At 69.1% G+C, this 25,922-nt stretch carries 20 protein-coding genes and 1 pseudogene; 7 read left to right on the top strand and 14 right to left on the bottom strand.

Translation table 11 applies throughout. From position 1 onward, the window contains the following. Positions 1-3,639 carry a UvrD-helicase domain-containing protein gene (locus tag WG922_RS06270; RefSeq protein WP_340281426.1) on the bottom strand — a complete coding sequence of 1,213 codons (3,639 nt, stop codon included), beginning with the start codon at positions 3,637-3,639 and terminating at the stop codon, positions 1-3. Next, the gene (locus WG922_RS06275) at positions 3,636-6,197 is read right to left on the bottom strand and encodes a PD-(D/E)XK nuclease family protein (protein ID WP_340281427.1); all 2,562 of its coding nucleotides are present in this window, start codon (positions 6,195-6,197) and stop codon (positions 3,636-3,638) included. The genes WG922_RS06270 and WG922_RS06275 overlap by 4 nt, the downstream gene beginning before the upstream one ends. 89 nt (positions 6,198-6,286) lie before the next feature. Between WG922_RS06275 and trxA the strand changes: the two genes are divergently transcribed. The 5 genes from trxA to WG922_RS06300 all read left to right on the top strand — a co-directional run bounded on the left by trxA (position 6,287) and on the right by WG922_RS06300 (position 11,636). After that, complete coding sequence (gene trxA, locus WG922_RS06280) at positions 6,287-6,619, top strand: thioredoxin TrxA (RefSeq protein ID WP_340281428.1); 333 nt, start codon at positions 6,287-6,289, stop codon at positions 6,617-6,619. A gap of 228 nt (positions 6,620-6,847) precedes the next feature. After that, positions 6,848-8,113 (top strand): transcription termination factor Rho, encoded by a 1,266-nt coding sequence (gene rho, locus WG922_RS06285; RefSeq protein ID WP_340281430.1) that lies wholly within the window; start codon positions 6,848-6,850, stop codon positions 8,111-8,113. A 91-nt stretch (positions 8,114-8,204) separates the two neighbouring features. Further along, the gene (locus tag WG922_RS06290) at positions 8,205-8,462 is read left to right on the top strand and encodes a type B 50S ribosomal protein L31 (RefSeq protein WP_340281431.1); all 258 of its coding nucleotides are present in this window, start codon (positions 8,205-8,207) and stop codon (positions 8,460-8,462) included. Positions 8,463-8,574: 112 nt separating this feature from the next. Next, positions 8,575-10,272, top strand: coding sequence for a hypothetical protein (locus tag WG922_RS06295; protein ID WP_340281433.1), 1,698 nt, complete (start codon positions 8,575-8,577; stop codon positions 10,270-10,272). Further along, the gene (locus tag WG922_RS06300; RefSeq protein ID WP_340281435.1) at positions 10,272-11,636 is read left to right on the top strand and encodes an MATE family efflux transporter; all 1,365 of its coding nucleotides are present in this window, start codon (positions 10,272-10,274) and stop codon (positions 11,634-11,636) included. Before WG922_RS06295 ends, WG922_RS06300 begins: the two co-directional genes overlap by 1 nt. Before the next feature lie 43 nt (positions 11,637-11,679). On the opposite strand, the gene phoR is transcribed toward WG922_RS06300, so the two are convergent. The 7 genes from phoR to pstS are packed head-to-tail and all read right to left on the bottom strand — an operon-like array spanning position 11,680 to position 18,245. Further along, a complete protein-coding gene (gene phoR, locus WG922_RS06305) occupies positions 11,680-13,005 on the bottom strand; it encodes a phosphate regulon sensor histidine kinase PhoR (RefSeq protein ID WP_340281436.1) in 1,326 nt (441 codons plus the stop codon). Positions 13,006-13,008: 3 nt separating this feature from the next. Then, the gene (gene phoB / locus WG922_RS06310) at positions 13,009-13,707 is read right to left on the bottom strand and encodes a phosphate regulon transcriptional regulator PhoB (protein ID WP_340281437.1); all 699 of its coding nucleotides are present in this window, start codon (positions 13,705-13,707) and stop codon (positions 13,009-13,011) included. A 28-nt stretch (positions 13,708-13,735) separates the two neighbouring features. Beyond that, positions 13,736-14,437, bottom strand: a complete 702-nt coding sequence (gene phoU / locus WG922_RS06315) for a phosphate signaling complex protein PhoU (RefSeq protein WP_340281438.1) — start codon at positions 14,435-14,437, stop codon at positions 13,736-13,738. A 30-nt stretch (positions 14,438-14,467) separates the two neighbouring features. Next, positions 14,468-15,235, bottom strand: coding sequence for a phosphate ABC transporter ATP-binding protein PstB (gene pstB / locus WG922_RS06320; RefSeq protein WP_340281439.1), 768 nt, complete (start codon positions 15,233-15,235; stop codon positions 14,468-14,470). A gap of 11 nt (positions 15,236-15,246) precedes the next feature. Further along, positions 15,247-16,128 carry a phosphate ABC transporter permease PstA gene (gene pstA, locus WG922_RS06325; protein ID WP_340281441.1) on the bottom strand — a complete coding sequence of 294 codons (882 nt, stop codon included), beginning with the start codon at positions 16,126-16,128 and terminating at the stop codon, positions 15,247-15,249. Beyond that, on the bottom strand, positions 16,125-17,156 hold the full coding sequence (pstC, locus tag WG922_RS06330; protein WP_445322797.1) for a phosphate ABC transporter permease subunit PstC: 1,032 nt from the start codon (positions 17,154-17,156) through the stop codon (positions 16,125-16,127). The genes pstA and pstC overlap by 4 nt, the downstream gene beginning before the upstream one ends. Before the next feature lie 51 nt (positions 17,157-17,207). Further along, positions 17,208-18,245 (bottom strand): phosphate ABC transporter substrate-binding protein PstS, encoded by a 1,038-nt coding sequence (gene pstS / locus WG922_RS06335; RefSeq protein WP_340281442.1) that lies wholly within the window; start codon positions 18,243-18,245, stop codon positions 17,208-17,210. Between the two features lie 192 nt (positions 18,246-18,437). Here pstS and WG922_RS06340 point away from each other — a divergent pair. Further along, a pseudogene (locus WG922_RS06340) lies at positions 18,438-19,337 on the top strand (Ppx/GppA phosphatase family protein); the annotation flags it as partial. Between the two features lie 38 nt (positions 19,338-19,375). Here WG922_RS06340 and glmM read toward each other — a convergent pair. The 5 genes from glmM to WG922_RS06365 all read right to left on the bottom strand — a co-directional run bounded on the left by glmM (position 19,376) and on the right by WG922_RS06365 (position 25,358). Next, positions 19,376-20,710: a phosphoglucosamine mutase gene (gene glmM, locus WG922_RS06345; RefSeq protein ID WP_340281444.1), complete on the bottom strand. Its 1,335-nt coding sequence runs from the start codon at positions 20,708-20,710 to the stop codon at positions 19,376-19,378. Continuing rightward, positions 20,707-21,576 carry a dihydropteroate synthase gene (folP, locus tag WG922_RS06350; protein WP_340281445.1) on the bottom strand — a complete coding sequence of 290 codons (870 nt, stop codon included), beginning with the start codon at positions 21,574-21,576 and terminating at the stop codon, positions 20,707-20,709. The genes glmM and folP overlap by 4 nt, the downstream gene beginning before the upstream one ends. 42 nt (positions 21,577-21,618) lie before the next feature. After that, positions 21,619-22,539 carry an aldose 1-epimerase gene (locus WG922_RS06355; RefSeq protein WP_340281446.1) on the bottom strand — a complete coding sequence of 307 codons (921 nt, stop codon included), beginning with the start codon at positions 22,537-22,539 and terminating at the stop codon, positions 21,619-21,621. An 85-nt stretch (positions 22,540-22,624) separates the two neighbouring features. After that, positions 22,625-24,532, bottom strand: a complete 1,908-nt coding sequence (ftsH, locus tag WG922_RS06360; protein WP_340281447.1) for an ATP-dependent zinc metalloprotease FtsH — start codon at positions 24,530-24,532, stop codon at positions 22,625-22,627. A gap of 163 nt (positions 24,533-24,695) precedes the next feature. Then, positions 24,696-25,358 (bottom strand): RlmE family RNA methyltransferase, encoded by a 663-nt coding sequence (locus WG922_RS06365; protein WP_340281448.1) that lies wholly within the window; start codon positions 25,356-25,358, stop codon positions 24,696-24,698. Between the two features lie 67 nt (positions 25,359-25,425). Here WG922_RS06365 and WG922_RS06370 point away from each other — a divergent pair, with 67 nt between their 5' ends. Then, positions 25,426-25,899 (top strand): YhbY family RNA-binding protein, encoded by a 474-nt coding sequence (locus WG922_RS06370; RefSeq protein ID WP_340281450.1) that lies wholly within the window; start codon positions 25,426-25,428, stop codon positions 25,897-25,899. Positions 25,900-25,922: the final 23 nt, after the last annotated feature.

A 25,922-nucleotide genomic window follows, 5' to 3' on the forward strand; every position in this document is an offset into this window, starting at 1 on the left:
TCAGCACACCGACACCAGGCGGCCCTGGCCCGTGAGGAAGGCGCAGCGCACATCGACAGCGTCCGGGTAGGCGGCGCGCACCGCCTCCTGGTAGCGGCGCAGCTGCGCTACGAGCGCTTCGTCCCGCTGCGGCTGGGCGGCGGACTTGAAATCGAGCACCCACCAGGAGGCGTCCTCGCGACGGCGCACGAGCCGGTCCAGGCGCAGCAGCTCGCCGCGATGGTGCAATTCGACTTCATTGCCACCCCAGTCGATCTCCGCCGAGTCCCAGGCCCACGCGCCCTCCCCGTGCAGGATGCGCGCAGCCATGGCGGCGGCGTCCCGCAAGGCGTGCGGCGAGAGGCGGAATTCCCGCGCCACGCGCTGCAGCAGGCCGGGCGCGAAGGGAGTGCCGGCACAACCTGCACCTGCACCTGCACCTGCACCTGCACCTGCACCTGCATCTGCACCTGCACCTGCACCTGCACCTGCACCTGCACCTGCTCCTGCACCTGCTCCTGCTCCTGCTCCTGCTCCTGCACCTGCTCCTGCACCTGCACGTGCTCCTGCACCTGCACGTGCACCTGCACCTGCACCTGCATCTGCTGCTGCTTCACCGGCTGCTGTAGGTGCGCGTGCCCGCGCCCCTCGCTCGGCCTCTGCTACGCCTGTGCCTGCGCCTGCGCCTGAAGCTGCGACCGAAGCAGCACCGCGAGCGGAACCGATTCCCATCCCGCCTGCAGACGCTGCTCCCGTTGCCGCGCCCGCACCGCATTCGAGCAGCCGGTGCATCGCTTGCCCGAAGCGCGCCTCGTCGCTGGTGGGACCGCCCGCAAGCAAGGGGGCGGCGCTGGTGCGCACCTGGACCTGCGCGACACGCTCCGGATCGCCGGGCAGCACAGGCAGCAGCAGGCCCCCGTCCGTCGTGCAGGCGGGGGCCTGCGGGAGCGCCTCCAGCGCCGCCGCATCGACCGGCGTCGCACAGGGGGCGATGCGCTGCCACCAGCTTCCCGCGGCCGCCACGTACGGCTCTACGCTGGAGACCGCCAGCTCGCGCCCCGCGCGGGTCATGGCCACGTACAAGGCGTTGAGTTCCTCGCGCTCGCGGGCAGCCTGCTCCTGCGCCAGTGCGCCAGCGCAGCACGTCGGCGGACTGCTCTCGTTGGCCAGGAACGCGAAGCGCCTGGGCGTCTGCGACTCGCCGGGCCAATCGACCAGCACGCCCATCGTCTCGGCGCGGGCGGCAGGCGCGTCCGTGTCGAGCAGGACCACCAGCTGCGCCTCCAGGCCCTTGGCACCATGCACCGTGAGCAGGCGCACGGCGGCCGCATCGGCGAGCGCGGGCGCCTGCGCGCCGGCGGTGCGCAAGGTGCGCACGAAACCGTAGGGCGTGGCGTAGCGACCGCCGCCGACCTGCAGCGCCGCACCCAGCAGCGCGCGCAGGTTGGCCAGCACGCCCGCGCGCATCGCCGGCGGGGCCGAGCGGGCATAGCGGGCCAGCACGTCGCCGTCGTGGAAGATGGCGTCCAGCGCATCGTGCGGCGGCAGGCGATCGACCCAGCGCTTCCAGCGCGCGAGTGTCGTGCCCGCCGCATCGAGCCCTGGCGTGGAGAGCGATCCGCCCTGGAGCAACTCCCACCAGGAGCGCGGCTGCCCGGCTGCCTGCGCTTGGCGGGCGCGGCCTGCCAGTTCGACCAGGGCCGCATCGGAGGCGGCGAACAGGGGCGAGCGCAAGGCGCGTGCGAGCGACAGGTCGTGACCCTGCGAGACCAGCACGTCGAGCAGGGCCACCAGGTCCTGTACCTCGGGCGCCTCACCCAGGCGCGTTTTCTCGGGCTGCTGGGCGGGGATGCCGAGCGCGCGCAGCGCGTCCTCCATCACCACCAGCCGGTCGCGCTTGCGCGCCAGCACCATCACCTGGCTGGGCGCAAGACCCTGGGCCAGCCGGGCGGCGATCCAGCGGGCGGCCTGGCGGCATTCGAGAGTGACCAGCCGCTCCTCGGGCAACTCGCGGGGCGTCGTGAGGCTGTCGCGCCAGGTGAGCGGCTCGTCCTGCGGCGCGTCTTGCCCGTCGGTGCCTCGGCGTGTCCTGGGCGGGCGGGGCACGGCGGGCAGCTGCCGGACGCTGCCCGCGTGGGTGGACTCGGTCGTGTGGGCGCGAAAGCCCTCGTAGCTGCCGGCCGCCTGCGCCGCGGCCATGACGGCGTTCACGGCGCCGAGCACGGCCGGCGCGTTGCGGTGCGTGTGGTCGCAACTGAGCTGGTCGCCTCCGAGCGCCTGGGCGACGAAACGCTGCGCCGCCCGGAACACCTGGGGTTCGGCCCGCCGGAAGCGATAGATGCTCTGCTTGGGGTCTCCGACCAGAAACACGCTGGGCGCGCTGCCGCCGCCCGCGCCGGCGTAGCCGCTGAGCCAGGCGTGCAGCGCCTGCCATTGCAGCGGGTTGGTGTCCTGGAATTCGTCGATCAGCAGGTGCGCGATGCGGGCGTCCAGCCGCTCCTGCACCCAGCCGGACAGCACGGGATCGGACAGCAGGCGCTGCGCCGCGCGCTCGACATCGTTCATGTCGATCCATCCGCGCTCCCGCTTGAGGGCCGCGTACTCGGCCAACAGCACCCGCCCCAGCCGGGTCATGCGGCCCTGGTGCAGCCAGGCATCGTGCTGGCAGCAGGCTGCCATCAGGCGTTCGGCGGCCTCCTGGGCGAGGCGCACGCGCTCGAGTCCGGGCAGCTTGTCGCTGAACTTGCGGGCCGAGCCCTCGCGCGTGAGGAGGCTGGCGACCGCGCCCTTCAAGTCGCCGCTGGCAAGCGCCCGCTCGAGCTGCTCGCCGCAGGCGCTGAAGCTCTTTTGCGGCGCGCGGCCCAGGTGGACTGCGGCCTCCTGCAGCAGCGCCCGCAGCGGGCCGGCTACCTGCAGCAGCTCGGCCGGGTGCTCCGGGCCGGCGAGGTCGGGGAATACCGCGGCCCAGGGCTGCACGGAGGCCTCGAGCACACCCTGCGCGTCGGCGAGCGCGAATTCGGTGCGCTTGCTCAGGGCGGCGGCCAGCGCCTTTTGCGTCGGCACACGGCCGTACGCGGCGACGCTGTCCTGCAGGTCGCGGCGCAGCGCCTCGTCGGCCACCACCACGTCCCAGAACCGGCGCCACACGAGGGCCACCGCCTGCGCATCGTCTTCCAGCAGCTCGTGGCGCGCGGGAAGACCGAGGTCCTCGAGCGCGCGCAGTGGCGCGCTGCGCAGCAGCGCGGCGAACCAGCTGTGGAAGGTGCGTATCTGCACCGGCCGGCCCGCGGCGAGCACCTCGGCGTGCAGCGCACGCAGGCGCTGCGGCAGCGCCGAATCGTGCGGCACGACCAGCCCGCGCTGCGCCAGCGCGATCCGCAGCGTCGCGTCGTCGGCCTGCGCGAAGCCGGCCAGCCAGTCATGCAGGCGCTGGCGCATCTCGCCGGCCGCCTTGCGCGTGAAGGTGATCGCGAGGATCTGGTGCGGCTGTGCACCGTCGAGCAGCGCGCGCAGCATGCGCGATACCAGCATCCAGGTCTTGCCGGCGCCGGCGCAGGCCTCCACCGCGACGCTGCGCCGCGGATCGCAGGCGATGGCGTAGAAGGCTGCGCGTTCGACGCGCACTGCGTTGTGTTCGTAGGCGAAATCGTGGCTGCTCATGCGACCCAGAAATCCTTGCGGCACAGGCCGCGCGCGGCGCACCACTCGCAGACCTGCCCCTCGCCCAGCGCCGGCAGCGGTGCGCCCCCGGCGATGCGGGACAGGTCGTGCAGGATGCCCTCGACCAGCGCGTCGCGGGCTTCGTGCACCTGCTCCTGCTCGATAACGCGGGTGATGCCGCGCTCGCCGACGTTGACGTAGGCGGCGCGCAGCGTGTCGTCTTCGAGCAGGGCCGCGTAGAAGGCGAGCTGGGTGTCCTCGCTCGGGTTCTTCACGCGTGCGGCGGTGACCGTGTCGGACTCGGTCTTGTAGTCCATGACCATGCGCCGGCCGTCGGGCAGGCGGTCGATGCGGTCGATGCGTCCGACCAGCCGCACCGGTCCGAGCTGGATCTCGTGCTCTGACTCGGCGCTGTCGAAGCGCGCACCGTGGTCGGCCTCGAACGTCGCCAGCGCCTGCAGGTAGCCATCGCGCACCTGGGGCCAGGCGGCGGCGAAGGGCAGGAATTCGCCCTCGGGCAGCAGCAGGCTGCGGCTGGCCTGGTCGGCGGCCTCGTCGATAAGGCGCAGCCGCCCGGCGGGGTCCGCTTCGCCGGGGTGCGCCTGCAGTGCAAGGTGAAAGCGCAGCAGCACCTCGTGCAGCCAGTTGCCGAAGTCGCGCTTGTCCAGATCGGCGTCGATCTCGTCGGCCTCGTGCAGTCCCAGCTGGCGCAGCGCGTGGAAGCGATAGGGGCAGCGGCGCAGGTCTTCGTAGGCACTGGCGGAGAGTTGCGCGAGCGGCAATCCCGCGGCATCGGGCGCCGGTGCGGTGACCGCGGCCGCAACGAGGGCGCGCGCTGCGCGGGGGTCGTCCCCCTCTTGCAGGAACCCGGCAAGCGCCAGCTCCTGCACCAGCGGGCTCGGCAGCAGCGGCTCGCCGCTGTCGTCGCAGCGGCGCACCAGCAGATCGACGCGCGGCATGCGCATGGCATGGCGCCAGCCCCCGCGCACCGCACGCGCCAGCTGCTCGCGTTGCGGCAGGCCGAGCGCTTCGCGCTGCGCAGTGGTCCAGTCTCCCGGAGGCTCGGGCGCGGCGTCGAGCCGCACTTCGTCGCAACCGGGCACCACCAGGGCCGCGAAGCGGCGACCCAGCAACTGACTGAAGGGCAGCACCACCACCTCCTCCTGACCGCCGCGGTCCGGCAGGAAGCTGCCCGCCTCCAGCGTCTCGTTGACCCAGCCGGTGAACTCGGCAAGCCCCATGCGCCGCTGCGCCTGCGGCCACTGGGCCCACGGACGCAAGGCAGGGTCTTCGGAAAGTCCGAGTTCGCTGACCAGCTGTGCCCCGGCGCTGTCGGCTTCCAGCAGATCCCACAGCTGCACGGTCTGCAGCAGATCGCGCAGCGTATCCAGCCAGCCCGCCAGCGGCCGCGGCTGGCGCATGCGTTCGCGCCAGCCGTTGGCCTGCTCGATGAGTGCGCTCCAGCCACCCGGCTCGCCGCCCAGCCGCGCCGGGGTCACCGCAGACCAGCTGCGAAGACCCGCGCGGCGCACGCGGCGCTCCAGCGCCTGCACGGTGGCAGGCGCGGCGGCCGGCGTGTTCTTGAGCCAATCGATCACCGCGTCGCTGCCCGCATCCCAGGCGCAGGCCGAAAGCAGCGCCATCACCCGCGCCGCCGCGCGGGTGGTCGAGAGCTTCCAGCCGGTCTCGTCGCGCAGCACGACGCCCCGCGCCACGAGCATCGCGCGCACCCGTCGCGTGAGCACGCGATCGATCGCAGCGAGCGCCACCGGCGCGCGGCGTGCCTCGAGGTGGCGCAGCACGCACGCGGCGGCGATTTCGGCTTCGTCGGCGGGATCGGCGGCGTGGTGCAACACGATCTCGCCCGGTGCAACTTCGCTCTCGGAGTCGTCCAGGCTCCACGTCACGGCGCGCGGGCCGGCGCGTGCGGCCACGGCCCGCGTCACAGGGTCGGGCTGCAGGCCCTCGATCACCACCAGCAGATCGACGTCGTGCAGCAGCGGCCCTGCGAGCAGCGCGTCGGTGGCGTAGGACGAGGCTGCGGCCCACGCGATCGCGATGCGCGCCACGGCGGCCTCCATGGCGAGCACGGGATGGTCGAGGCCACTGCTCGCCACCGCCTGCGCGCGCTCGGCCCAGGCAGCGCGCGCTTCGGGATGCACGGCGGCGGCCTGGGCGGCGACCTGCCAGGCAGCATCGACCACACGCGGCGCAAGCACGGCAGCCAGGCGCGCGAGCCCCGCGCGTTCGAGCCAGTGGCGCGCCGCAAGCAGGTCGAGGCCACGCTCGAACGCCAGGTCTTCGACGCCGCCGTGGAAGCCTGAACGCGCGGCGAGGTTGAGGGTGGTTTCGAAGCGCGGCGCGAAGCCGTCGGGCACGAGCGCTGCCCAGGCCGTGCGCGCCGAGGCCATCAGCTGGGCGTAGGGCACGAGCACCACGGCGCGCGCCGGGTGCACGCCGCGTGCGCCGATCAGCTCGTGCAGCCGCAGCAGCAAAGCGGCCAGAGGACCCGGGGATGTGTCGCCCGCCGCTATCACATCCATAGCAGCCGCGGGCACCTGCGCGGCCGCAGGAAAGGCGTCGTTTCTGTCACAATGGCCGCAACTGTACCCGTACGCGGCATTGCCGCAGCACCCAGGAATTCATCATGGCCAGCGACCTGATCAAGCACATCTCCGACAGTTCCTTTGAATCCGACGTCCTCAAGTCGGACAAGCCCGTGCTGGTGGACTATTGGGCCGAGTGGTGTGGCCCGTGCAAGATGATCGCGCCCATCCTCGACGAAGTCTCCACCGCCTACCGCGACAAGCTGGTGGTCGCCAAGATGAACGTCGACGAGAACCGCGACATCCCCGCCAAGTTCGGCATCCGCGGCATTCCCACCCTGATGTTGTTCAAGGACGGCCAGCTGGCCGCCACCAAGGTGGGCGCCATGAGCAAGGCGCAGCTCACGGCCTTCATCGACCAGCAACTGGCCTGAGCGCCTTCGGCGGCGTGCGGGCGCCTCGGCGTAAACCCGCAAGCACAACCGGAAAAGGGCCTCTGGGGCCCTTTTTTTCGTCCTTATAATGCCCCTCATTCACTGGTCGCCCGCACGGCGCCCAGATCGAGCTCCCGGTTCGCGAGGCACACTGCTCGCCTCGCTTGCGAACCCTCCCCGTCCATCCCACAAGAACTCCGCAAGGGGTGTCATCGCGAGTCCCACGCCATGCACTTAAACGAACTCAAGGCGCTGCACGTTTCCGAAGTCCTCAAGCAGGCCGAAGAGCTGGAAATTGAGAACACCGGGCGCATGCGCAAGCAGGAGTTGATGTTCGCCATCATCAAGAAGCGCGCCCGCGCCGGCGAACAGGTCTTTGCCGATGGCGTGCTGGAGATCCTGCCCGACGGCTTCGGATTCCTGCGCAGCCCGGACACCAGCTACACCGCGAGCACCGACGACATCTACATCTCCCCCAGCCAGGTGCGGCGCTTCAACCTGCACACCGGCGACATGATCGAGGGCGAGGTGCGCACGCCCAAGGACGGCGAGCGGTATTTCGCGCTGACCAAGCTCGACAAGGTCAACGGCCGTGCGCCGGAGGACAACAAGCACAAGATCATGTTCGAGAACCTCACGCCGCTGTTCCCGCGTGAGCAGATGAAGCTCGAGCGTGATGCCCTCAAGGGCGAGGAGAACATCACGGGGCGCGTGATCGACATCATTGCCCCGATCGGCAAGGGCCAGCGCGCGCTGATCGTGGCGCCGCCCAAGAGCGGCAAGACGGTGATGATGCAGCACATCGCGCACGCCATCTCCGCCAACTACCCGGACAGCTACATGATGGTGCTGCTGGTCGATGAGCGGCCCGAGGAAGTGACCGACATGCAGCGCTCGGTGAAGGCCGAAGTGATCGCCTCCACCTTCGACGAGCCTGCCGCCCGCCACGTGCACGTCGCCGAGATGGTGATCGAGCGCGCCAAGCGCCTGGTCGAGCTGAAGAAGGACGTCGTCATCCTGCTCGACTCCATCACGCGCCTCGCCCGCGCCTACAACAACGTGGTGCCCTCCTCGGGCAAGGTGCTGACCGGCGGCGTGGATTCCAACGCGCTGCAACGGCCCAAGCGTTTCCTGGGCGCCGCCCGCAACGTCGAGGAAGGCGGCTCGCTCACCATCATTGCCACCGCCCTGATCGATACCGGCAGCCGCATGGACGAAGTCATCTTCGAAGAGTTCAAGGGCACCGGCAACTGCGAACTGCACCTGGACCGCCGCCTCTACGAGAAGCGCGTGTTTCCTTCGATCCAGCTCAATCGCAGCGGCACGCGACGCGAGGAGCTGCTGCTCGCCCCCGAGATCCTGCAGAAGACCCGGATCCTGCGCCAGTTCATGTACAACATGGACGAGATCGAGGCCATGGAAATGGTGCTCAAGTCGATGAAGGCGACCAAGACCAACGTCGAGTTCTTCGACATGATGCGCCGCGGCGGCTGAGCTTTTGCCCCGCTTATAATCGCCGGTTTTCCGCGGAAAGTAGCCCGCAACCTGCCGGACCGGCTCCCGCACCAGCCCCCAAGGAAAGATCATGCAAGAAGGCATCCACCCCAACTACCGCGAAGTGCTCTTCGTGGACCTCTCCAACGGTTTCAGGTTCGTGACCCGCTCGTGCGTCAACACCCGCGAGACCGAGACCTTCGAGGGCAAGCAGTACCCGCTGTACAAGCTGGACACCTCCAGCGAGTCGCACCCGTTCTACACCGGCACGCAAAAGTCCGTCGATACCATGGGCGGGCGCGTCGAGAAGTTCCGCAACCGCTTCGGCAAGAACGCCGCCAAGCAGTAAGCAGGCACCAGCAGGACGGAGATCCGGCAGGAAACATCCGCCGAAACCGTCTTCGAGAAGGGCAGCCCGGGCAACCGCGCTGCCCTTTTTCCTGCCACCCATAATCGCCCGCGTGAATCACCCCACCCCCGCCATCGTCGCCCAGGGCGCCGTGCGGCCGCTGCCCCGCCTCGGGCTGCTGCTGCTGTGCACCGCCTATGTGCTGGCGGGCTTCGTCGGGCGCGAGCCGTGGAAGACGCAGGACATGACGGCCTTCGGCTACATGTTCGAGCTGGCTCGCGGCTCCAGCGACTGGTGGCAGCCACGGATGCTCGGGCAAGCGCCCGACTTCGGCGCCCTGCTGCCCTACTGGCTGGGCGCCTGGGCGATCCGCTGGACGCCCGACTGGGTGCCGGCCGACCTGGCTGCGCGGCTGCCTTTCGTCGCCCTGCTGGTGCTCACGCTGGCGGCCACCTGGTGGGGCGTCTACCACCTCGCGCGCCGGCCGCAGGCGCAGCCCGTCGCCTTTGCCTTCGGCGGTGAGGCGCGGCCGGTGGACTACGCGCGCGCCATGGCGGACGGCAGCCTCCTGGCCCTGCTCGCCTGCCTCGGGCTGGCCCAGCTTTCACACGAGACCACGCCCGCGCTCGCGCAGCTCGGGTTCACCAGCCTCGCGTTCTACGGTCTCGCCGCCCTGCCTGGGCGCAGGCTCTGGCCTGCCATTGCGGTGGTGCTGGGGCTGGCCGGGCTCTCCTTGAGCGGTGCGCCCACGCTGGCCGTGCTGTTCGGCCTCGGCGGTGCGCTCGCGCTGGCCGTGGACGGCGGCGGCGCGCACGAGGAGGCCACCTCACGCTGGGCGGCGCTCGCGGTGCTGGCGGTGGCGGTGGCGGTCGGCGTACTGGCGGCGGCGCTCGGGTTGTGGGTCTGGAACCTGACCGGACCCGCACGCGACTGGGTCAGCTTCCTGCGGCTCGTGCTGTGGTTCACCTGGCCGGCCTGGCCGCTGGCGGCCTGGACGGTGTGGCGCTGGCGCCTTCGTCTGGGGAGCCGCCATGTTGCGCTTCCGTTGAGCTTCGTTGCGCTGGCGCTGGTGGCGGCGCTGGCCACGCGCGCGAGCGACCGGGCGCTCCTGCTCGGCCTGCCCGCGCTCGCGGCGCTCGCCGCGTTCGCCCTGCCGACGCTGCGCCGCACGGTGTCCGCGCTGATCGACTGGTTCACGCTGCTTTTCTTCACCGGCTGCGGCCTGGTGATCTGGGTGGTCTGGATCTCGCTGCAAACCGGCATTCCGCCCAAGCCGGCATTGAACGTCTACAAGCTCGCGCCCGGGTTCGAACCGAGTTTTTCGCTCTTCGCCTTCGCGGTCGCCCTGGCCGGGACGCTGGGCTGGGCCGCCCTGGTGCGCTGGCGCGTGGGCAGGCACCGCTCGGCCATCTGGAAAAGCCTGGTGCTGCCGGCCGGCGGTGCCGCCTGGTGCTGGCTGCTGGTGATGACGCTCTGGTTGCCGGTGCTCGACTATGCGCGCAGCTACGTTCCCTCGGTCCAGGGCGTGTTGCGCACGATCGGCCCCGATCCCGGTTGCGTCGAAGTGATCGGGCTGACGCGCGGACAGGTGGCGGCGCTGCACTATCACGGCCGCCTCACGCTGCGCAACCCGGCTAGCGAAACTGCGCAGGCGCCCGCCGAAGCCCCTTGCCGCTGGCGCGTCCTCGCAGCCGAACTGGCCGGCGCCGAGCTCGAGCCGCTGCGCATGGACGAGTGGCTGCTCGCGGCGACCGTGCGCCGTCCTACCGACGCGCGCGACACCCTGCGCGTCTACCGCCGCCTGCGCTGATGGCGACGCGGCAGTCCGAGGTCCGCCTCATTGCGCGGCACGCCGGCACGGTGCTGGTCGGCCAGGTGGCGGTGATGGCGTTCGGCCTGACCGACACCTTCGTGGCCGGCCGCTTCTCCAGCGAGGCCCTGGCCGGGCTTTCCGTGGGGTCGGCGGTGTACATCAGCGTGTTCGTCGGCCTCATGGGCGTGCTGCAGGCGCAGTTGCCGATCTGGGCGCACCTGCGCGGCGCGGGGCGCCACGAGGAACTCGGCCGCTCGGTGCGCCAGTCGCTCTACATGGCGCTGGCCACCACCGTGCTGGGCATGCTGGCCCTGCTCTTTCCCGGTCCACTGCTGCGCGCCACGGACGTGCCGCCGCAGCTGCAGGACGAGGTGCGTCGCTACCTGGCCATCCTGGCCTTCGCGCTGCCGGCGGCGCTGGCGTTCCGTCTTTTCAGCACCCTCAACCAGAGCCTGGGCAAGCCGCTGCTCGTCACCTGGGTACAGATCGGCTCGCTCGCGGCCAAGGTGCCGCTGTCGATCTGGTTCGTCTTCGGCGGCGCCGGGCTGCCCTCGCTCGGACTGGCCGGCGCGGCCTGGGCCACGCTGGTGGTCAGCTACCTGATGCTGGTGATTGCCGTGGTGATGCTGCGCGGCGCGGCCATCTACCGCCCCTTCGCGCTCTGGCGGCGCCCCGAGCGGCCCGACTGGCAGGCGCAGCGCGCCTTCGCACGGCTGGGCGTTCCCACCGGGCTCGCGATCATGGTGGAGGTGACCTCGTTCACCCTGATGGCCCTCTTCATCGCGCGCCAGGGCACGGTGGCGGCGGCGAGCCACCAGGTGGCCGCGAGCCTCACGGGCCTGCTCTACATGGTCCCGCTGTCGCTGGGCATCGCCGCCAGCGCGCGGGTGAGCTATTGGCTGGGCGCGGGCGACGGGCGCGCGGCGCGGCAGGCGCTGCGGCTCGGGCTGCAGCTGGCCGTCGGCCTGGCCCTCTGCAGCGCCGCGCTGCTGCTGGTGCTCCAGCAGCCGCTGGCACGCCTGTTCTCGGGCCCCAATCCGCAGGTGGTGCTGCTCGCCGCCGCCCTCTTGCCCTGGGTCGCTGCCTACCACGTGGCCGACGCCACGCAGGCGGTGTGCGTCTTCATCCTGCGCAGCTTCGGCATCGCGGCGGCGGCGCTGGTGGTGTACTCGCTGCTGTTGTGGGGAGTGGGCCTCGGCGGGGGCTACGTGCTGGCGTATGTCGGCGTGCCGGGGCTGATGCAGCCGCTGCGCTCGCCGGTGGCGTTCTGGGCCGCCGGCGGCGTCGCCCTGGTGCTGACCTCGGCCACCTTCCTGCTGCTGCTGGCGCGGGCCGCGCGGGCGCAGCGACGGGCAGGCTGAGCGCCTCCGCGCACGGGCCGGCATCACTACCCGTGGGCACCGATCAGTGGGCCTCTACGGCCAGGCCCTGCCGCACGCGATGCGCGGGCAGCACGATGGTGAAGGTCGAACCCGCCCCCGGCGTACTGGCGATGCGCAACTCGCCGCCATGGCGCTGCACCACGTGCTTGACGATCGCCAGGCCCAGCCCGGTGCCACCAGTGTCGCGCGAGCGGCTGCGGTCGATGCGATAGAAGCGCTCGGTGAGCCGCGGCAGGTGCTCCGGCGCAATCCCGGGACCGCTGTCGTGCACGCTGCACTCGGCCTCGCCGGTGTCCAGCACACGCCAGCGCACCCGGATGCCCTGGCCGGCGGGCGTGTAGCGCACGGCGTTCGTGACGAGATTCGACAGCGCGCTGTGCAGCTCGCCCTGCGCACCGGCGACAGCCAGCTCGGGAACGCTCTCGAACTCCAGGAGGTGCTGCTTGCCCAGGAGCTCGGACAAGGCCCGGGCGTCGCTCTCGCACTGGGCCGTCAGGCTATCGACCGGAACCCACTCGCCGACGCCCGGCGAGGGACTGCCCTCGAGGCGCGACAGGGTCAGCAGGTCGTTCACCAGCGACTGCATGCGCTGCGCCTGCTGCGCCATGAGGGCGAGGTAGCGGCCGCGCTCGTCGGCCTCCAGCGGCAGGGTCTGCAGGGTTTCGACGAAGCCGCCCAGCACGGTGAGCGGCGTGCGAATCTCGTGCGAGACGTTGGCCACGAAGTCGCGCCGCATGGTTTCGGCCTGCTCCAGGGCGGTGACGTCGCGCGACAGCAGCAGCTTGCGCCCTTCGCCGTACGGGTGCAGCCGGATCGAGATGCGGCTCGGCCGCAAGGGCGTGCTGCCGCGCCCGGAGATGACCACGTCCCGGGTGAAGTCGCCACCCGCGTAGTAGGCGGCGAAGGCCGGATCGCGCAGCAGGTTGCCCACCTGCTGCATCAGGTCCCGCGCGGGATCGATGCCCAGGTGGCTGGCCGCGGTCTGGTTGCACCACTCGATGTGGCCCGTGGGGTTGAGCAGCATGACCCCGTTGGGTGAGGCCTGGATCGCGGCGAGGAACTCCTGCAGCCGCGCCTCGGCCTGGGCCGTCTGCTGCTCGCGCGCGCGCAGCGCCCGCCGGGCCCGGTCGGCCACCTCGCCCCAGAGGCCCGCCATGCGCGGCGCCGTGGCGGTATCGGGGCGGCGCAGCCAGCGCAGCACGCGCAGCCCCCGCAACAGATCGGCGACGAACCATGCCAGCGCCGCCAGCGCCGCACCCGCAGCGGCGCCCCAGGTGCGCGCGGCGGCGGCCCCGAGCAAGGCGCCCGCAGCCACCAGCAGCAGAAAGCTGGCGATGCGCCAGAGCATCGATCAGGCCGGCATCGACGGCAGGGGGGCCGCCAGCCGGTAGCCGGCACCGCGCACCGTCTCGACCATCGCGCTGGCCGGGCCCAGCGCCTCACGCAGGCGCTTGACGTGCACGTCCACCGTGCGCTCCTCGATGAAGACGTGGTCGCCCCAGACCTTGTCCAGCAACTGCGCCCGGCTATGTACCCGCTCCGGATGCGCCATGAGGTAGTGCAGCAGCTTGAACTCGGTGGGCCCGAACTTGAGGGGCTGCCCCTTGAAGGCGACACGACGGGTCGATGGATCGAGCGTGAGTTCGCCCACCCGCACCGGCTCGCTCGACTGCTGCGGTACGCGCCGGCGCAGCACGGCCCGGATGCGCGCCAGCAGTTCCTGGGTGGAAAAGGGTTTGGTGATGTAGTCGTCGGCCCCGGCATCGAGACCGCCCACCTTGTCGCGCTCGTCGCCGCGTGCCGTGAGCATGAGGATGGGAACAGCCTTGGTGCGCGTGTCGGCGCGCCACTTGCGCGCCAGCTGCACGCCGCTCTGCCCGGGCAGCATCCAGTCGAGCAGGATCACGTCGGGCAGCACCGCGTCGAGCTCGCGCTGTGCCGAAAGGCCGTCTTCGCTCCAGGTGGGCGCGAAGCCGTTGTGGCGCAGGTTGACCGCGATCAGCTCGGCGATGTGCGGCTCGTCCTCGACGATCAGGACACGGGGTTTCATGCTGGATCGTAGGTCCCGTTCAGGGCATTCATTTGACGGCGGACTCGATCTGCTCCATGGAGAAGTGGCGCACGTCGGCGCCCTTGACCACGTAGATGATCAGCTCGGCGACGTTCTTGGCGTGGTCGCCGATGCGCTCGATGGCCTTGGCCAGGAACAGCAGGTCCAGGCTGGCGGAAATCGTGCGCGGATCTTCCATCATGTAGGTGATGAGCTTGCGCACGAAGCCGTCGAACTCCTCGTCGATGAGGTTGTCTTCCTTGAGGATGGAGACGGCCGCCTGCGTGTCCAGCCGGGCGAACGAGTCGAGCGCCTTGCGCAGCAGGCCGGCGGCCAGGTCGGCAGCCGTGCGCAGGTCGGAGGTGGGGAGCGCCCGGGCCGAGCCGCTCTCGACGATGGACTTGACCATGCGGGCGATCTTGGTCGCCTCGTCCCCCACCCGTTCGAGGTTGGCGGTGGTCTTGGAAATCGCCAGCAGCAGCCGCAGGTCGCGCGCGGTGGGCTGGCGCCGCCCGATGATGGAGGCGAGGTCGCGATCGATCTCGACTTCCATGCCGTTCACGCGCCCTTCGATCTCCATCACCTGGTCGGCCGCTTCGGTGCTGAAGTGGGACAGCGCGTAGATCGCCTGGTGGATCTGCGATTCCACCAGTCCGCCGAGTTCCATCACGCGCGACGAAACGCTGTTCAGTTCGCTGTCGAACTGGGCTGAGATGTGCTTGTCTGGCATCTGCGTGCTCCTTGTGTGTCCCCGAACCGGTCAGCCGAAGCGGCCGGTGATGTAGTCCTCGGTTTCCTTGCGCTTGGGCTTGAAAAAGATCTGCTCGGTTTCGCCCACTTCGACGAGGTCGCCCAGATACATGTAGGCCGTGTAGTCGCTGCAACGTGCGGCCTGTTGCATGTTGTGGGTGACTATCACCACCGTGTAGTCGTTCTTCAGCTCCGCGATGAGCTCTTCGATCTTGGCGGTGGAGATCGGGTCGAGCGCGGAACACGGCTCGTCGAGCAGCAGCACCTCGGGCTTGATGGCGATGCCGCGCGCGATGCACAGGCGCTGCTGCTGCCCGCCCGAGAGGCCGGCGCCGCTCTGGTCGATCTTGTCCTTCACCTCGTCCCACAGCGCCGCCTTGCGCAGCGCCCACTCGACGCGCTCGTCCATGTCGCTGCTGCCGAGGTTCTCGAACAGCCGCACGCCGAAGGCGATGTTGTCGTAGATCGACATGGGGAAGGGCGTGGGCTTCTGAAAGACCATGCCGATCTTGGCGCGGATCAGGGCGACGTCCTGGCGCGAGGTCAGGAGGTTCTCTCCGTCCAGCACGATCTCGCCCTCCGCGCGCTGCTCGGGGTAGAGCTCGTACATGCGGTTGAAGGTGCGCAGCAGGGTGGATTTGCCGCAGCCGGACGGCCCGATGAAGGCGGTGACCTTCTTTTCGGGGATGTCCAGGTTGATGCCCTTGAGGGCATGGAAGCTGCCGTAGTAGAAGTTGAGGTCGCGCACCGCGAGCTTCGGCGCATGGGTGGTGTTCATGGTGGTGGTGTTCACAGCTTGTTGCGCGTCAGCACGCGAGCGAGGATGTTCAGGCCCAGCACCGCGAGCGTGATGAGCGCGACACCCGCCCACGCCAGCTGCTGCCAGTTCTCGTACGGGCTCAGGGCGAACTTGAAGATGGTCACCGGCAGGCTGGCCATGGGCTCGGACAGGCTGGCGGTGAAGAACTGGTTGTTCAGGGCGGTGAACAGCAGCGGCGCCGTCTCGCCCGCAATGCGCGCGACCGCCAGCAGCACGCCGGTGACCACGCCGGCCCGCGCCGCGCGCAAGGTGATGAGGGTGATCACCTTCCACTTCGGCGCACCCAGCGCATAGGCCGCCTCGCGCAATGCCGAAGGCACCAGCGCCAGCATGTTGTCGGTGGTGCGGATCACGACCGGAATGACGATGAGCGCGAGCGCGGCCACTCCGGCCCAGCCGGAGAACTGCTTGAAGCGCGCCACCACCACGGCATAGACGAAGAGGCCGATCACGATGGACGGCGCCGACAGCAGGATGTCGTTGACGAAGCGCGTCACCCGACCGAGCCAGCCCCGGCTGCCGTACTCGACCAGGTAGACGCCGGCCATGATGCCGATGGGTGTGGCGATGAAGGTCGCCGCGGAGACCATCATCGCCGAGCCGAGGATGGCGTTGGCCAAGCCGCCGGGCTCGTTGGGAGCCGGCGTCATCTCGGTCAGCACGGCCCACGTGAGCCCGGCAAAGCCGAGCCGCGCCGTTTCGAAAAGAATCCACAGCAGCCAGAAAACGCCGAACGCCATGGCCGACAGGGACAGGGTCAAAGCCACATAGTTCATGCGCTTGCGGCGCGCGAACTTGTTGCGCCGGACGCGCTCGGCGTTCGTCAGGGATTGCACGGCGCTGCTGCTCATGATTTGCGTCCCTCGTGTTTGCGCAACCGCGACAGCAGCAGCTTGGACAGCGCGAGCACGATGAAGGTGATGAAGAACAGCACCAGGCCCAGGTAGATGAGCGCGGCTTGGTGCAGGCCGGTGGTCGCCTCGGCGAATTCGTTGGCAAGCGCCGAGGTGATGCTGTTGGCCGGCGCGAACAGGCTCAAGGTATCGAGCTGGTTGAAGTTGCCGATGATGAAGGTCACAGCCATCGTCTCCCCGAGGGCCCGGCCCAGGCCGAGCATGATGCCGCCGATGACGCCGCTCTTGGTGTAGGGCAGCACGACCTTGAACGTCACCTCCCAGGTGGTGGAGCCCAACGCGTAGGCGGACTCCTTGAGCATGTGCGGCGTCACCTCGAAGACATCGCGCATGACCGCCGCGATGAACGGGATGATCATGATCGCGAGGATGATGCCGGCAGCGAGCACGCCGATACCCACCGGCGGCCCGGAGAACAGCGCACCGAGATACGGCACGTCGCCGAACAGCGCCTGCAGCGGCTGCTGCACGTACTGCGCGAGCAGCGGCCCGAACACCAGCAGGCCCCACATGCCATAGACGATGGACGGCACCGCGGCCAGCAGTTCGATGGCCGTGCCGAGCGGACGCTTGAGCCACTTCGGCGACAGCTCGGTGAGAAAGAGCGCAATGCCGAAACTCACCGGCACGGCGATCAGCAAGGCGATGGCCGAGGTGGCCAGCGTGCCGTAGATCATCACCAGGCCGCCGAACTCTTCGGTCACCGGGTCCCAGACGCTGCTGGTCAGGAAACCAAGCCCGTATTTCTCGATGGCAGGCCAGGCGCCGATCACGAGGGACAGCATGATCGCCACCAGGGCGCTCAGCGTGAAAAAGGCGGCTGCCGCCGCCATCCAGCCGAACAGCCGGTCCGCGATGGCACCACCGCGGGCCGGCCTGCCGGCCGGTGGAAAGGTTGTACGGTCCATCTGCACGGGCGCGCTCAGGTCGAAAGAAGCCTCATGGGCCGGGAGTCTAGTGGACATGCGGCGGCTCGTAAGGGTTCGACCGGAGCGGGTGAGATGGCGCCGTGTGGATCAGAGCTGCGCGACCGACTTGCCGGAGCCGTCCTTGATCTGGTTCGACCAGAGCTTGCGCACCTGCTGCTTCACCGCGTCGGGCATGGGCACGTAGTCGAGGTCCTCGGCGGTCTTGTCCCCGTTCTTGTAGGCCCAGTCGAAGAACTTCAGCGCCTCGGCGGCCTGCTCGGGCTTGTCCTGCTGCTTGTGCATCAGGATGAAGGTCGCGCCGGTGATCGGCCAGGACTGCGCACCAGGCTGATTGGTCAGGATCTGATAGAAGCTCTTGCTCCAGTCGGCACCGGCGGCCGCGGCCTTGAAGCTCGCGTCTTCGGGATTGACGAACTGGCCGTTGGCGTTCTGCACCTGCGCGTAGTTCATCTTGTTCTGCTTGACGTACGCGTACTCGACATAGCCGATCGAGTTGGGCAGGCGCCCGACGAAAGCGGCGACGCCTTCGTTGCCCTTCCCGCCTGCGCCCGCCGGCCAGTTGACGGCCGTGCCCTCACCCACTTTTTCTTTCCACTCGGGGTTCACCTTGGACAGGTAGTTCGTGAAGATGAAGGTGGTGCCCGAGCCGTCGGCGCGGCGCACCGGCGCGATGGTGGCGTCGGGCAGAGGCAGGCCGGGGTTCAATGCCTTGATGGCGGGGTCGTCCCACTTCTTGATCTTGCCCAGGAAGATATCGCCGAGCACCTGGCCGTTCAGCTTGAGCTGGCCGGGCTGGATGCCCTTCACGTTGATCACCGGCACCACGCCGCCGATGACAGTGGGGAACTGCACCTGGCCCTTTTTCTCGAGCTCTTCGTCCTTGAGCGGCATGTCCGAGGCACCGAAGGCGACGGTCTTGGCATCGATCTGCCGGATGCCGGCACCGGAGCCGACCGACTGGTAGTTGACCTTGACGCCGGTGGCCTTGTTGTACTCGGCCGCCCACTTGGAATACAGCGGAGCCGGGAAGCTGGCGCCGGCGCCGGTCACTTCCTGGGCCGAGGCAAAACTGGCGATCGAGAATGCGGCTGCGCCGAGGACGGCGGTCTTGTAGCTCAGGTTCATGCTTGCTCCACAAAAGAGGGTTGGTTGGGAGGGATGCGGCGGACTGTAGGGGGCTTGAATGACAGTCATGTGACAGTCCTTGACGCACGCCCCAGCACGGCAGATCTCGTCATGCGGTTGTCACGACCTTGTCACTGCCGCTGCCTACCCTGCCCTGCCCTGCCCTCCCGACCGTGCTGACCTGGACCGCGTATGGACGACCGAATGCACCTCGTTGCGATCGACCTCGGCTCGAACAGCTTCCGGCTCGAGATCGGCCGCAGTGAACGCGGCCTCATCGAACGCGTCGCGTACGCCAAGGAAACGGTCCGGCTGGGCGGCGGGCTCGACTCCGCCCGGCGGCTCACGCAGCCGGCCATGCAGCGCGGCTTGGAGTGCCTGGCGTGCTTTGCCGAACGGCTGCAGGAATTTCCGCAGGTGCGCGTGCGTGCCGTGGCTACGCAAACCCTGCGCGAGGCACGCAACCGCGACGAGTTCCTGGCGCGGGCGCGCGAGGTGCTCGGCTTTCCCATCGAGGTGCTCGACGGTCGCGAAGAGGCCAGGCTGATCTATGCCGGGGTCGCGCACCTGCTGCCGAAGTCGGACGAGCGCCGCCTGGTGGTCGATATCGGCGGCCGGTCCACTGAACTGATCCTCGGAAAGGGGTTCGAGGCGGCGCTGACCGACAGCCTGCGCGTGGGCAGCGTGTCCTGGTCGCAGCAGTACTTCCCCACGGGCGCGTTCACCGACGCAGCCTTCGACCGCGCTGAAGGAGCCGCGAAGGCGGTGCTTGCAGGAGCCGCGGACCGGTATCGTCAACAGGGCTGGGACCAGGCCTACGGCGCCTCGGGCACCGTCGGCGCCGTCGCCAGAGTGCTCAGCGCCTGCGGCTGGCCCCCGGGGCAGATCACGCGCGAGAGCCTGCAGTGGCTGCGCGCGCGCCTGCTCGTCGATGGGCACGCCGAGCGGGTCCGATTCGACGGGCTGACGGACGATCTCCGGCCCGTGATCGGCGGAGGGCTTGCGGTGCTGCTGGCGGTGTTCGTTCTATTCGAGATCGACGCGATGGAGCAGGCGCATGGGGCCCTGCGCCACGGTGTTCTCCACCAACTTGCCGCCTGCCCGCCCTGAGGACGCGCCCGCGCGGCGCTTCAACCCTCCTGGACTGCGCGCACGAGTTGCTGGGCGCTGTCCTGCGCCAGCGCCTCGGAGGGCGCCTCGACCATGATGCGCAGCAGCGGTTCGGTGCCGCTCGGGCGAATGAGGACGCGCCCCGTTGTGCCCAGCTGCGCCTCCACGCTGCGCCGGGTGTCCGCGAGCCCGGCGCTGGCGGCCCAGTCCTGGCCTGGCCTCAAACGCACGTTCAGCAGCACCTGCGGGAACAGCTGCACGCCCTCCAGCAGGCCGGCCAGCGGCTTGCCGCTGCGCGCACAGGCCTTGAGGACCTGCAGCGCGCTCACGAGGCCGTCGCCCGTGGTGTGCTTGTCCAGCGCAAGCAGATGCCCCGATCCCTCGCCGCCGAGCAGCCAGCCGCGCCGATGGAGTTCCTCGAGCACATAGCGGTCGCCGACCTTGGCGCGTACGAACTCCAGCCCGCGCTCGCGCAGCGCGAGCTCGACCGCCATGTTGGTCATGAGGGTGCCGACCGCGCCCGCGACGGCCTCCCCCTGCGCGAGCCGGTCCGCCACCATGACGTAGAGCAGTTCGTCGCCGTTGAAGATGCGGCCCGAGCCATCGACGAGCTGCAGGCGGTCGGCGTCACCGTCCAGTGCGATGCCGAGATCGGCACCGTGCTCGCGAACCGCCTGGGCGAGTGCCTCGGGGTGGGTCGCACCGACCTCCCGGTTGATGTTGAGCCCGTCGGGCGCGCATCCGATGCATTGCACCTCGGCGCCGAGTTCGTGGAAGACCAGCGGTGCGATCTGGTAGGCCGCGCCGTGCGCCGCATCGACCACGACCTTCATGCCGCGCAGCGTGAGGTGCGGATCGAAGGTGCTCTTGCAGAACTCGACGTAGCGGCCGGCCGCGTCGTCGAGGCGCCGGGCCTTGCCCAGGTTGGCAGAGTCGGACCAGGCCGGCGGCTGCTCCAGCATGGCCTCGACGTCCTGCTCCCACGCGTCCGACAACTTGGCGCCCTGAGCACTGAAGAACTTGATGCCGTTGTCTTCGAACGGGTTGTGGCTGGCGCTGATCACCACGCCGAGGCTGGCGCGCTGCGCGCGCGTGAGATAGGCCACTCCGGGCGTAGGCAGCGGCCCGAGCAGCACCACGTCCACGCCGGCGGAGTTGAAGCCCGACTCGAGCGCGCTCTCGAGCATGTAGCCCGAGATCCGCGTGTCCTTGCCGATGAGGACCGTGGGGCGCGCTTCGCTGCGCTTGAGGACACGGCCGACCGCATGCGCCAGGCGCAGAACGAAGTCCGGGGTGATGGGAGGCTGGCCGACGGTGCCGCGGATGCCGTCCGTACCGAAAAATTGACGAGTCATGACACCGATTGTCCTGCTTCGGCCGTCAGCTGGGCCAGCACGGCGGCGCGCACGCGCAGCGCCGCCACGGTCTCACGGACATCGTGCACACGCACGATGCTGGCGCCCCGCTCCACGGCCAGCAGGGCGGCGGCCACACTGGGCACCATCCGCTCCTGTACGGCCAGCCCGGTGGCGCCGCCCAGCGACGATTTGCGCGACCAGCCGACCAGCAGCGGGTGGCCGTCCGCCAGCAGCTCGTGCTGGCGCGCCAGCAGCGCGAAATTCTGCGCCGGCGTCTTGCCGAAACCGATGCCCGGATCCCAGGCGATGCGCTCGGGCGCGACACCGCGCGCGCGCAGGTCTGCTGTTGCGGCGCGCAGCAGGGCGCGCACCGGCGGCAGCGGATCGCCCTCCAGCGGCGCGCGCTGCATGGTCTGCGGCTCACCGTGCATGTGCATCAGGCACACGCCGCATCCGCTGCTCGCGACGATGTCGAGCGTCCCCGGCCGCCGCAGAGCCCAGATGTCGTTGACGATGTCGGCGCCCAGCCCCAAGGCCTCCCGCATCAGCTCGGGCTTGTAGGTATCGACGGAAATCGGCACACCCAGGCGCAGCGCTTCGCGCAGCACCGGCAGCAGCCTCCGCCGCTCTTCGTCGAGCGGCACCGGCGGCGTGCCCGGGCGGGTCGATTCGGCACCGAGGTCCAGGATGTCGGCGCCGTCCTGCAGCAGCCGCTCGCACCGGGCGAGCGCTGCGGCGGGCTCGGCGTGGTGTCCTCCGTCGGAGAACGAGTCGGGGGTGAGGTTCACGATCCCCATCACCCTGGGCTGGGCGAGCTCGATGCGAAAGCGCGTGGTCTGCCAGGAGTGCTTCGGTGGATGCATGGCCGCGATTCTCGCTGCCGCCGCGAGGGCAGGCGGCGCGACTCACGCCAGCGAAGGTATCAGCGTGAAGCTCGCCGCCAGCCGCTCGCCCGGTGTGAGGCGGGCGCCGCCCAATACCCCATGGCCGAAGCGCGGCAGCAGGTTGAGCCAATCGGTGCACTGCGAGACCGGCTCGGCGCAGAAGTGGTCCGAACCATGCGGCGAATACACGACGAAGAAGCCGAACACCTCGTCGGCGCGCATGACCAGGCTGCGCACCGGGCCGTTTGCATCGGCGGGCCAGTCGATGCGGGCCGAGTGCTCCCAACCCACGAAATTGTTGTCCAGCACGAGCTCGCCCAGCAGAGCGCCGGCCCGCAGCCGGTCCACCACATCCCCGGTGTCCAGCGCGACCGGCATCACCTCGGCATCGGTGCGCCACATCGCCGCCGCGGGGCTGGTCAGCCGCGTTCCCGGCGTGTGCGGAAAGTAGGGGTGGTGCCCGATGCCGGCGGGCATGGCCGCATCGTCCTGGTTGGTGATGCTGATGGTGACGCGCAGCGCGCGCTCGTCGAGCTCGTAGCGTTGCTGCGCGAGGAAGGCCCAGGGCCAGGCCTCGCTGGCATCGACCTGCAAGCTCAGATCGACCGCATGCCGGCTGACGCCGTCCACCACCCACGGGCGCTGCCAGCCGATGCCGTGCAGCGGATGCGGCGACGGCTTGGCCGGATGGTTCGGAGGAAACCGGATCTCGCGCCCCTCGAAGCTTGCGCGGCCGTTGCGAATGCGGTTGCAGAAGGGCACCAGCGGAAAGCTGGCCATGCCCAGCGGGTTGGCCACAGTCACCGACTGTTCGTCCGTGTGGCGCAGCCAGTGCGTGCGGCGATGTCCACCGCCTTCGGTCCAGAACCCGGCCAGCGCGCCGCCGACTTCAGGAACGATCTCGGCCCGCAGTTCGCCGGCCACCAAGCGCAGAAGTTGCATGCCCTCGGTTCTAAAGAAAAAAGGCCCCGGCATGTGTCACATGCCGGGGCTCTTGTGCAGCGAATTGTCGTGCGGCGGGCGCGAATCAGGCTGCGTGCGGTGCCGGGTCGGCCACCGGGGCGCCGCCGGAATCACCGCCCGAAGGCGGCGTGCGCGGCGTGAAGTCGCGCGGGGGGCGCGGCGGCTTGCCGGCCATGATGTCGTCGATCTGCTCGGCGTCGATGGTTTCCCACTCGAGGAGCGCCTTGGCCATCGCGTGCATCTTGTCCTTGTTGTCCTCGATCAGCTTGCGTGCCAGGGCGTACTGATCGTCGATGATGCGGCGCACTTCGCCATCGACCTTCTGCATGGTCTGCTCGCTCATGTTCGTGGTCTTGGTGACCGAGCGGCCCAGGAACACCTCGCCCTCGTTCTCGGCATAGACCATCGGGCCCAGAGCGTCGGTCATGCCATAGCGCATGACCATGTCACGGGCGAGCTGCGTGGCGCGCTCGAAGTCGTTGCTGGCGCCGGTGGTCATCTGGTTCATGAACACCTCTTCGGCAATACGCCCGCCGAACAGCATGCTGATCTGGTTGAGCATGTAGTCGCGGTCGTAGCTGTAGCGGTCCTGGGCCGGCAGGCTCATGGTCACGCCGAGCGCCCGGCCGCGCGGGATGATGGTGACCTTGTGCACCGGATCGCACTTGGGCAGCAGCTTGCCGATGATGGCGTGGCCAGCCTCGTGGTAGGCCGTGTTGCGGCGCTCTTCCTCGGGCATGACCATGCTCTTGCGCTCGGGGCCCATGAAGATCTTGTCCTTGGCTTTCTCGAAGTCCTGCATCTCGACGACGCGGGCATTGCGGCGAGCGGCCATCAAGGCGGCTTCATTGCAGAGGTTGGCCAGGTCGGCGCCGGACATGCCGGGCGTGCCGCGGGCGATGATGCTCGCGTTGACGTCGGTACCGATCGGGATCTTGCGCATGTGCACGTTCAGGATCTGCTCGCGGCCGCGGATGTCCGGCAGCTGCACATAAACCTGGCGGTCGAAGCGGCCGGGGCGCAGCAACGCAGCGTCGAGGATGTCGGGGCGGTTGGTCGCGGCCACGACGATCACGCCGAGGTTGGTCTCGAAGCCGTCCATCTCGACCAGCATCTGGTTGAGCGTCTGTTCGCGCTCGTCGTTGCCGCCGCCGAGCCCAGCGCCGCGCTGGCGGCCGACAGCGTCGATCTCGTCGATGAAGATGATGCAGGGCGCATTCTTCTTGGCGTTCTCGAACATGTCGCGCACGCGGGCCGCGCCCACGCCGACGAACATCTCGACGAAATCCGAACCGGAGATGCTGAAGAACGGCACCTTGGCTTCGCCCGCAATGCCCTTGGCCAGCAGCGTCTTGCCCGTTCCGGGAGGGCCGACCAGCAGCAGTCCCCGCGGGATGCGCCCGCCGAGCTTCTGGAACTTCTGCGGGTCCTTGAGGAAATCGACGACTTCCTTTACCTCTTCCTTGGCTTCGTCACAGCCCGCGACGTCGGCGAAGGTGATCTGGTTGTTGTTCTCGTCGAGCATGCGTGCCTTGCTCTTGCCGAAGCTGAAGGCACCGCCCTTGCCGCCGCCTTGCATCTGCCGCATGAAGTACACCCAGACGCCGATCAGCAGCAGCATGGGACCCCAGCTGACCAGCAGCGTCATGAGCAGCGAGCCTTCTTCGCGCGGCTTGACGTCGAACTTGACGTTGTTGGCGATCAGGTCGCCGACGAGACCGCGGTCGAGGTAGGTGGCGGTCGTGCGCACCCTGCGGTCCTCGTTGGTGACAGCCACGATCTCGGTACCGCCCGGCCCTTCCTGGATCACGGCACTCTTGATGCGGTTGTTCTTGACCTCCTCGAGGAAGTCCGAATAACCGATCATGTTGGCTCCGGCAGCGCCGCGCGTGTCGAACTGCTTGAAAACGGTGAACAGCACGAGGGCGATCACCAACCACACGGCCACTTTGGAAAACCACTGATTGTTCAACTCAGTCTCCGGGAAGAGTACTCGGGCACCTTGCCACCCTGCTGCTTGCTTGGATTCATGGGCTACTTGCGGCTCATTCTAGGGCTTTCAAGCCAGCCCTCGATTCGAAATGGCTACAGGCTTCGTAGGCGGCGAGCGCCTGGGGAATACCCTAAATGCGATCTCAACCCGCCGACTTCAGCCCGATGCCTACGAGGAAAGTCTCCGAGGACTTGTCGCGCGACGCCTTGGGCTTGAGAGGTTTCACGACACGGAAAGTTTCCTTGAACAACTTGACCAACTGGCTGTAGCCGCTGCCATGGAAGACCTTGGTGACAAGCGCACCGCCGGGCTTGAGATGGGCCGCGGAGAACTCCACCGCCAGCTCGACAAGATGCGCGATGCGCGCGCCATCAGCCGACTCGATCCCGGACAGGTTGGGCGCCATGTCCGACACGACCACATCCACGGCGCGCCCGGCAAGTAGCGCTTCGAGCTGCTGCAGCACCTCGGGCTCGCGGAAGTCGCCCTGCAGGAAGAGCACACCTTCGACGGGTTCCATCGGCAGGATGTCGAGCGCGATGATCGTGCCGTCGAGGGCTCCGGCGGCGGCGCCCTGGGGCGCCAGCGCCCGGCGCACGTACTGGCTCCAGGCGCCCGGGCTGGAGCCGAGATCGACGACCACCTGGCCTGGGCGGATCAGCCCCAGCGTCTCATCGATCTCCTTGAGCTTGTAGGCAGCGCGGGCACGGTATCCCTCGCGCTGCGCGAGCTTCACGTAGGGGTCGTTGACGTGATCGTTCAGCCACGCCTTGTTGACCTTCTTGCTTTTGGTTTTGACCTTCATCACTTCTTTCAGGGTGCCAGCGGCTCGCCGGATTGCACCGGGTCGCCGTGGCGATAATAGGCGGCTTATGTCCGCCATCGAACTGTCCATCGCCGAGCGCAAGGCGCACCGCGCCGAAGCCCACCACCTCGACCCCGTGGTCATGATCGGCAACGACGGCCTCACACCCGCCGTCACGAAGGAGTGCGATGCCGCGCTGAATGCACACGGGCTCATCAAGATCCGGGTGCTCGGCGACGATCGCGCGCAACGCGAGGCGATCTACCAGCAGCTCGCCGACGAGCTGAATGCCGCCCCCATCCAGCACATCGGCAAGCTGCTGGTGCTGTGGCGGCCGAAGCCGAAGAAGGAACGCGCCGAAGACGAAGACCGCAAACCCGGCCCGCGCGAGTTCAAGGTCCTCAAGTACAGCAAGCGCGGTGGGCAGCGGCCCGAGGTCAAGACGATGCGGGTGCTGGGCAACCAGCGCCTCACCCCGGGCGGCCAGGTCAAGCGAGCCAAGCCCAAGCAGAAGTCGGTGAAGAAGGGACGGCTGGGCTGAGGGCAGGTCCGACGTGAGACGCT

Origin of the sequence: Ramlibacter sp. AN1015, from assembly GCF_037726105.1 — a bacterium.
Lineage (GTDB): Bacteria > Pseudomonadota > Gammaproteobacteria > Burkholderiales > Burkholderiaceae_C > Ramlibacter.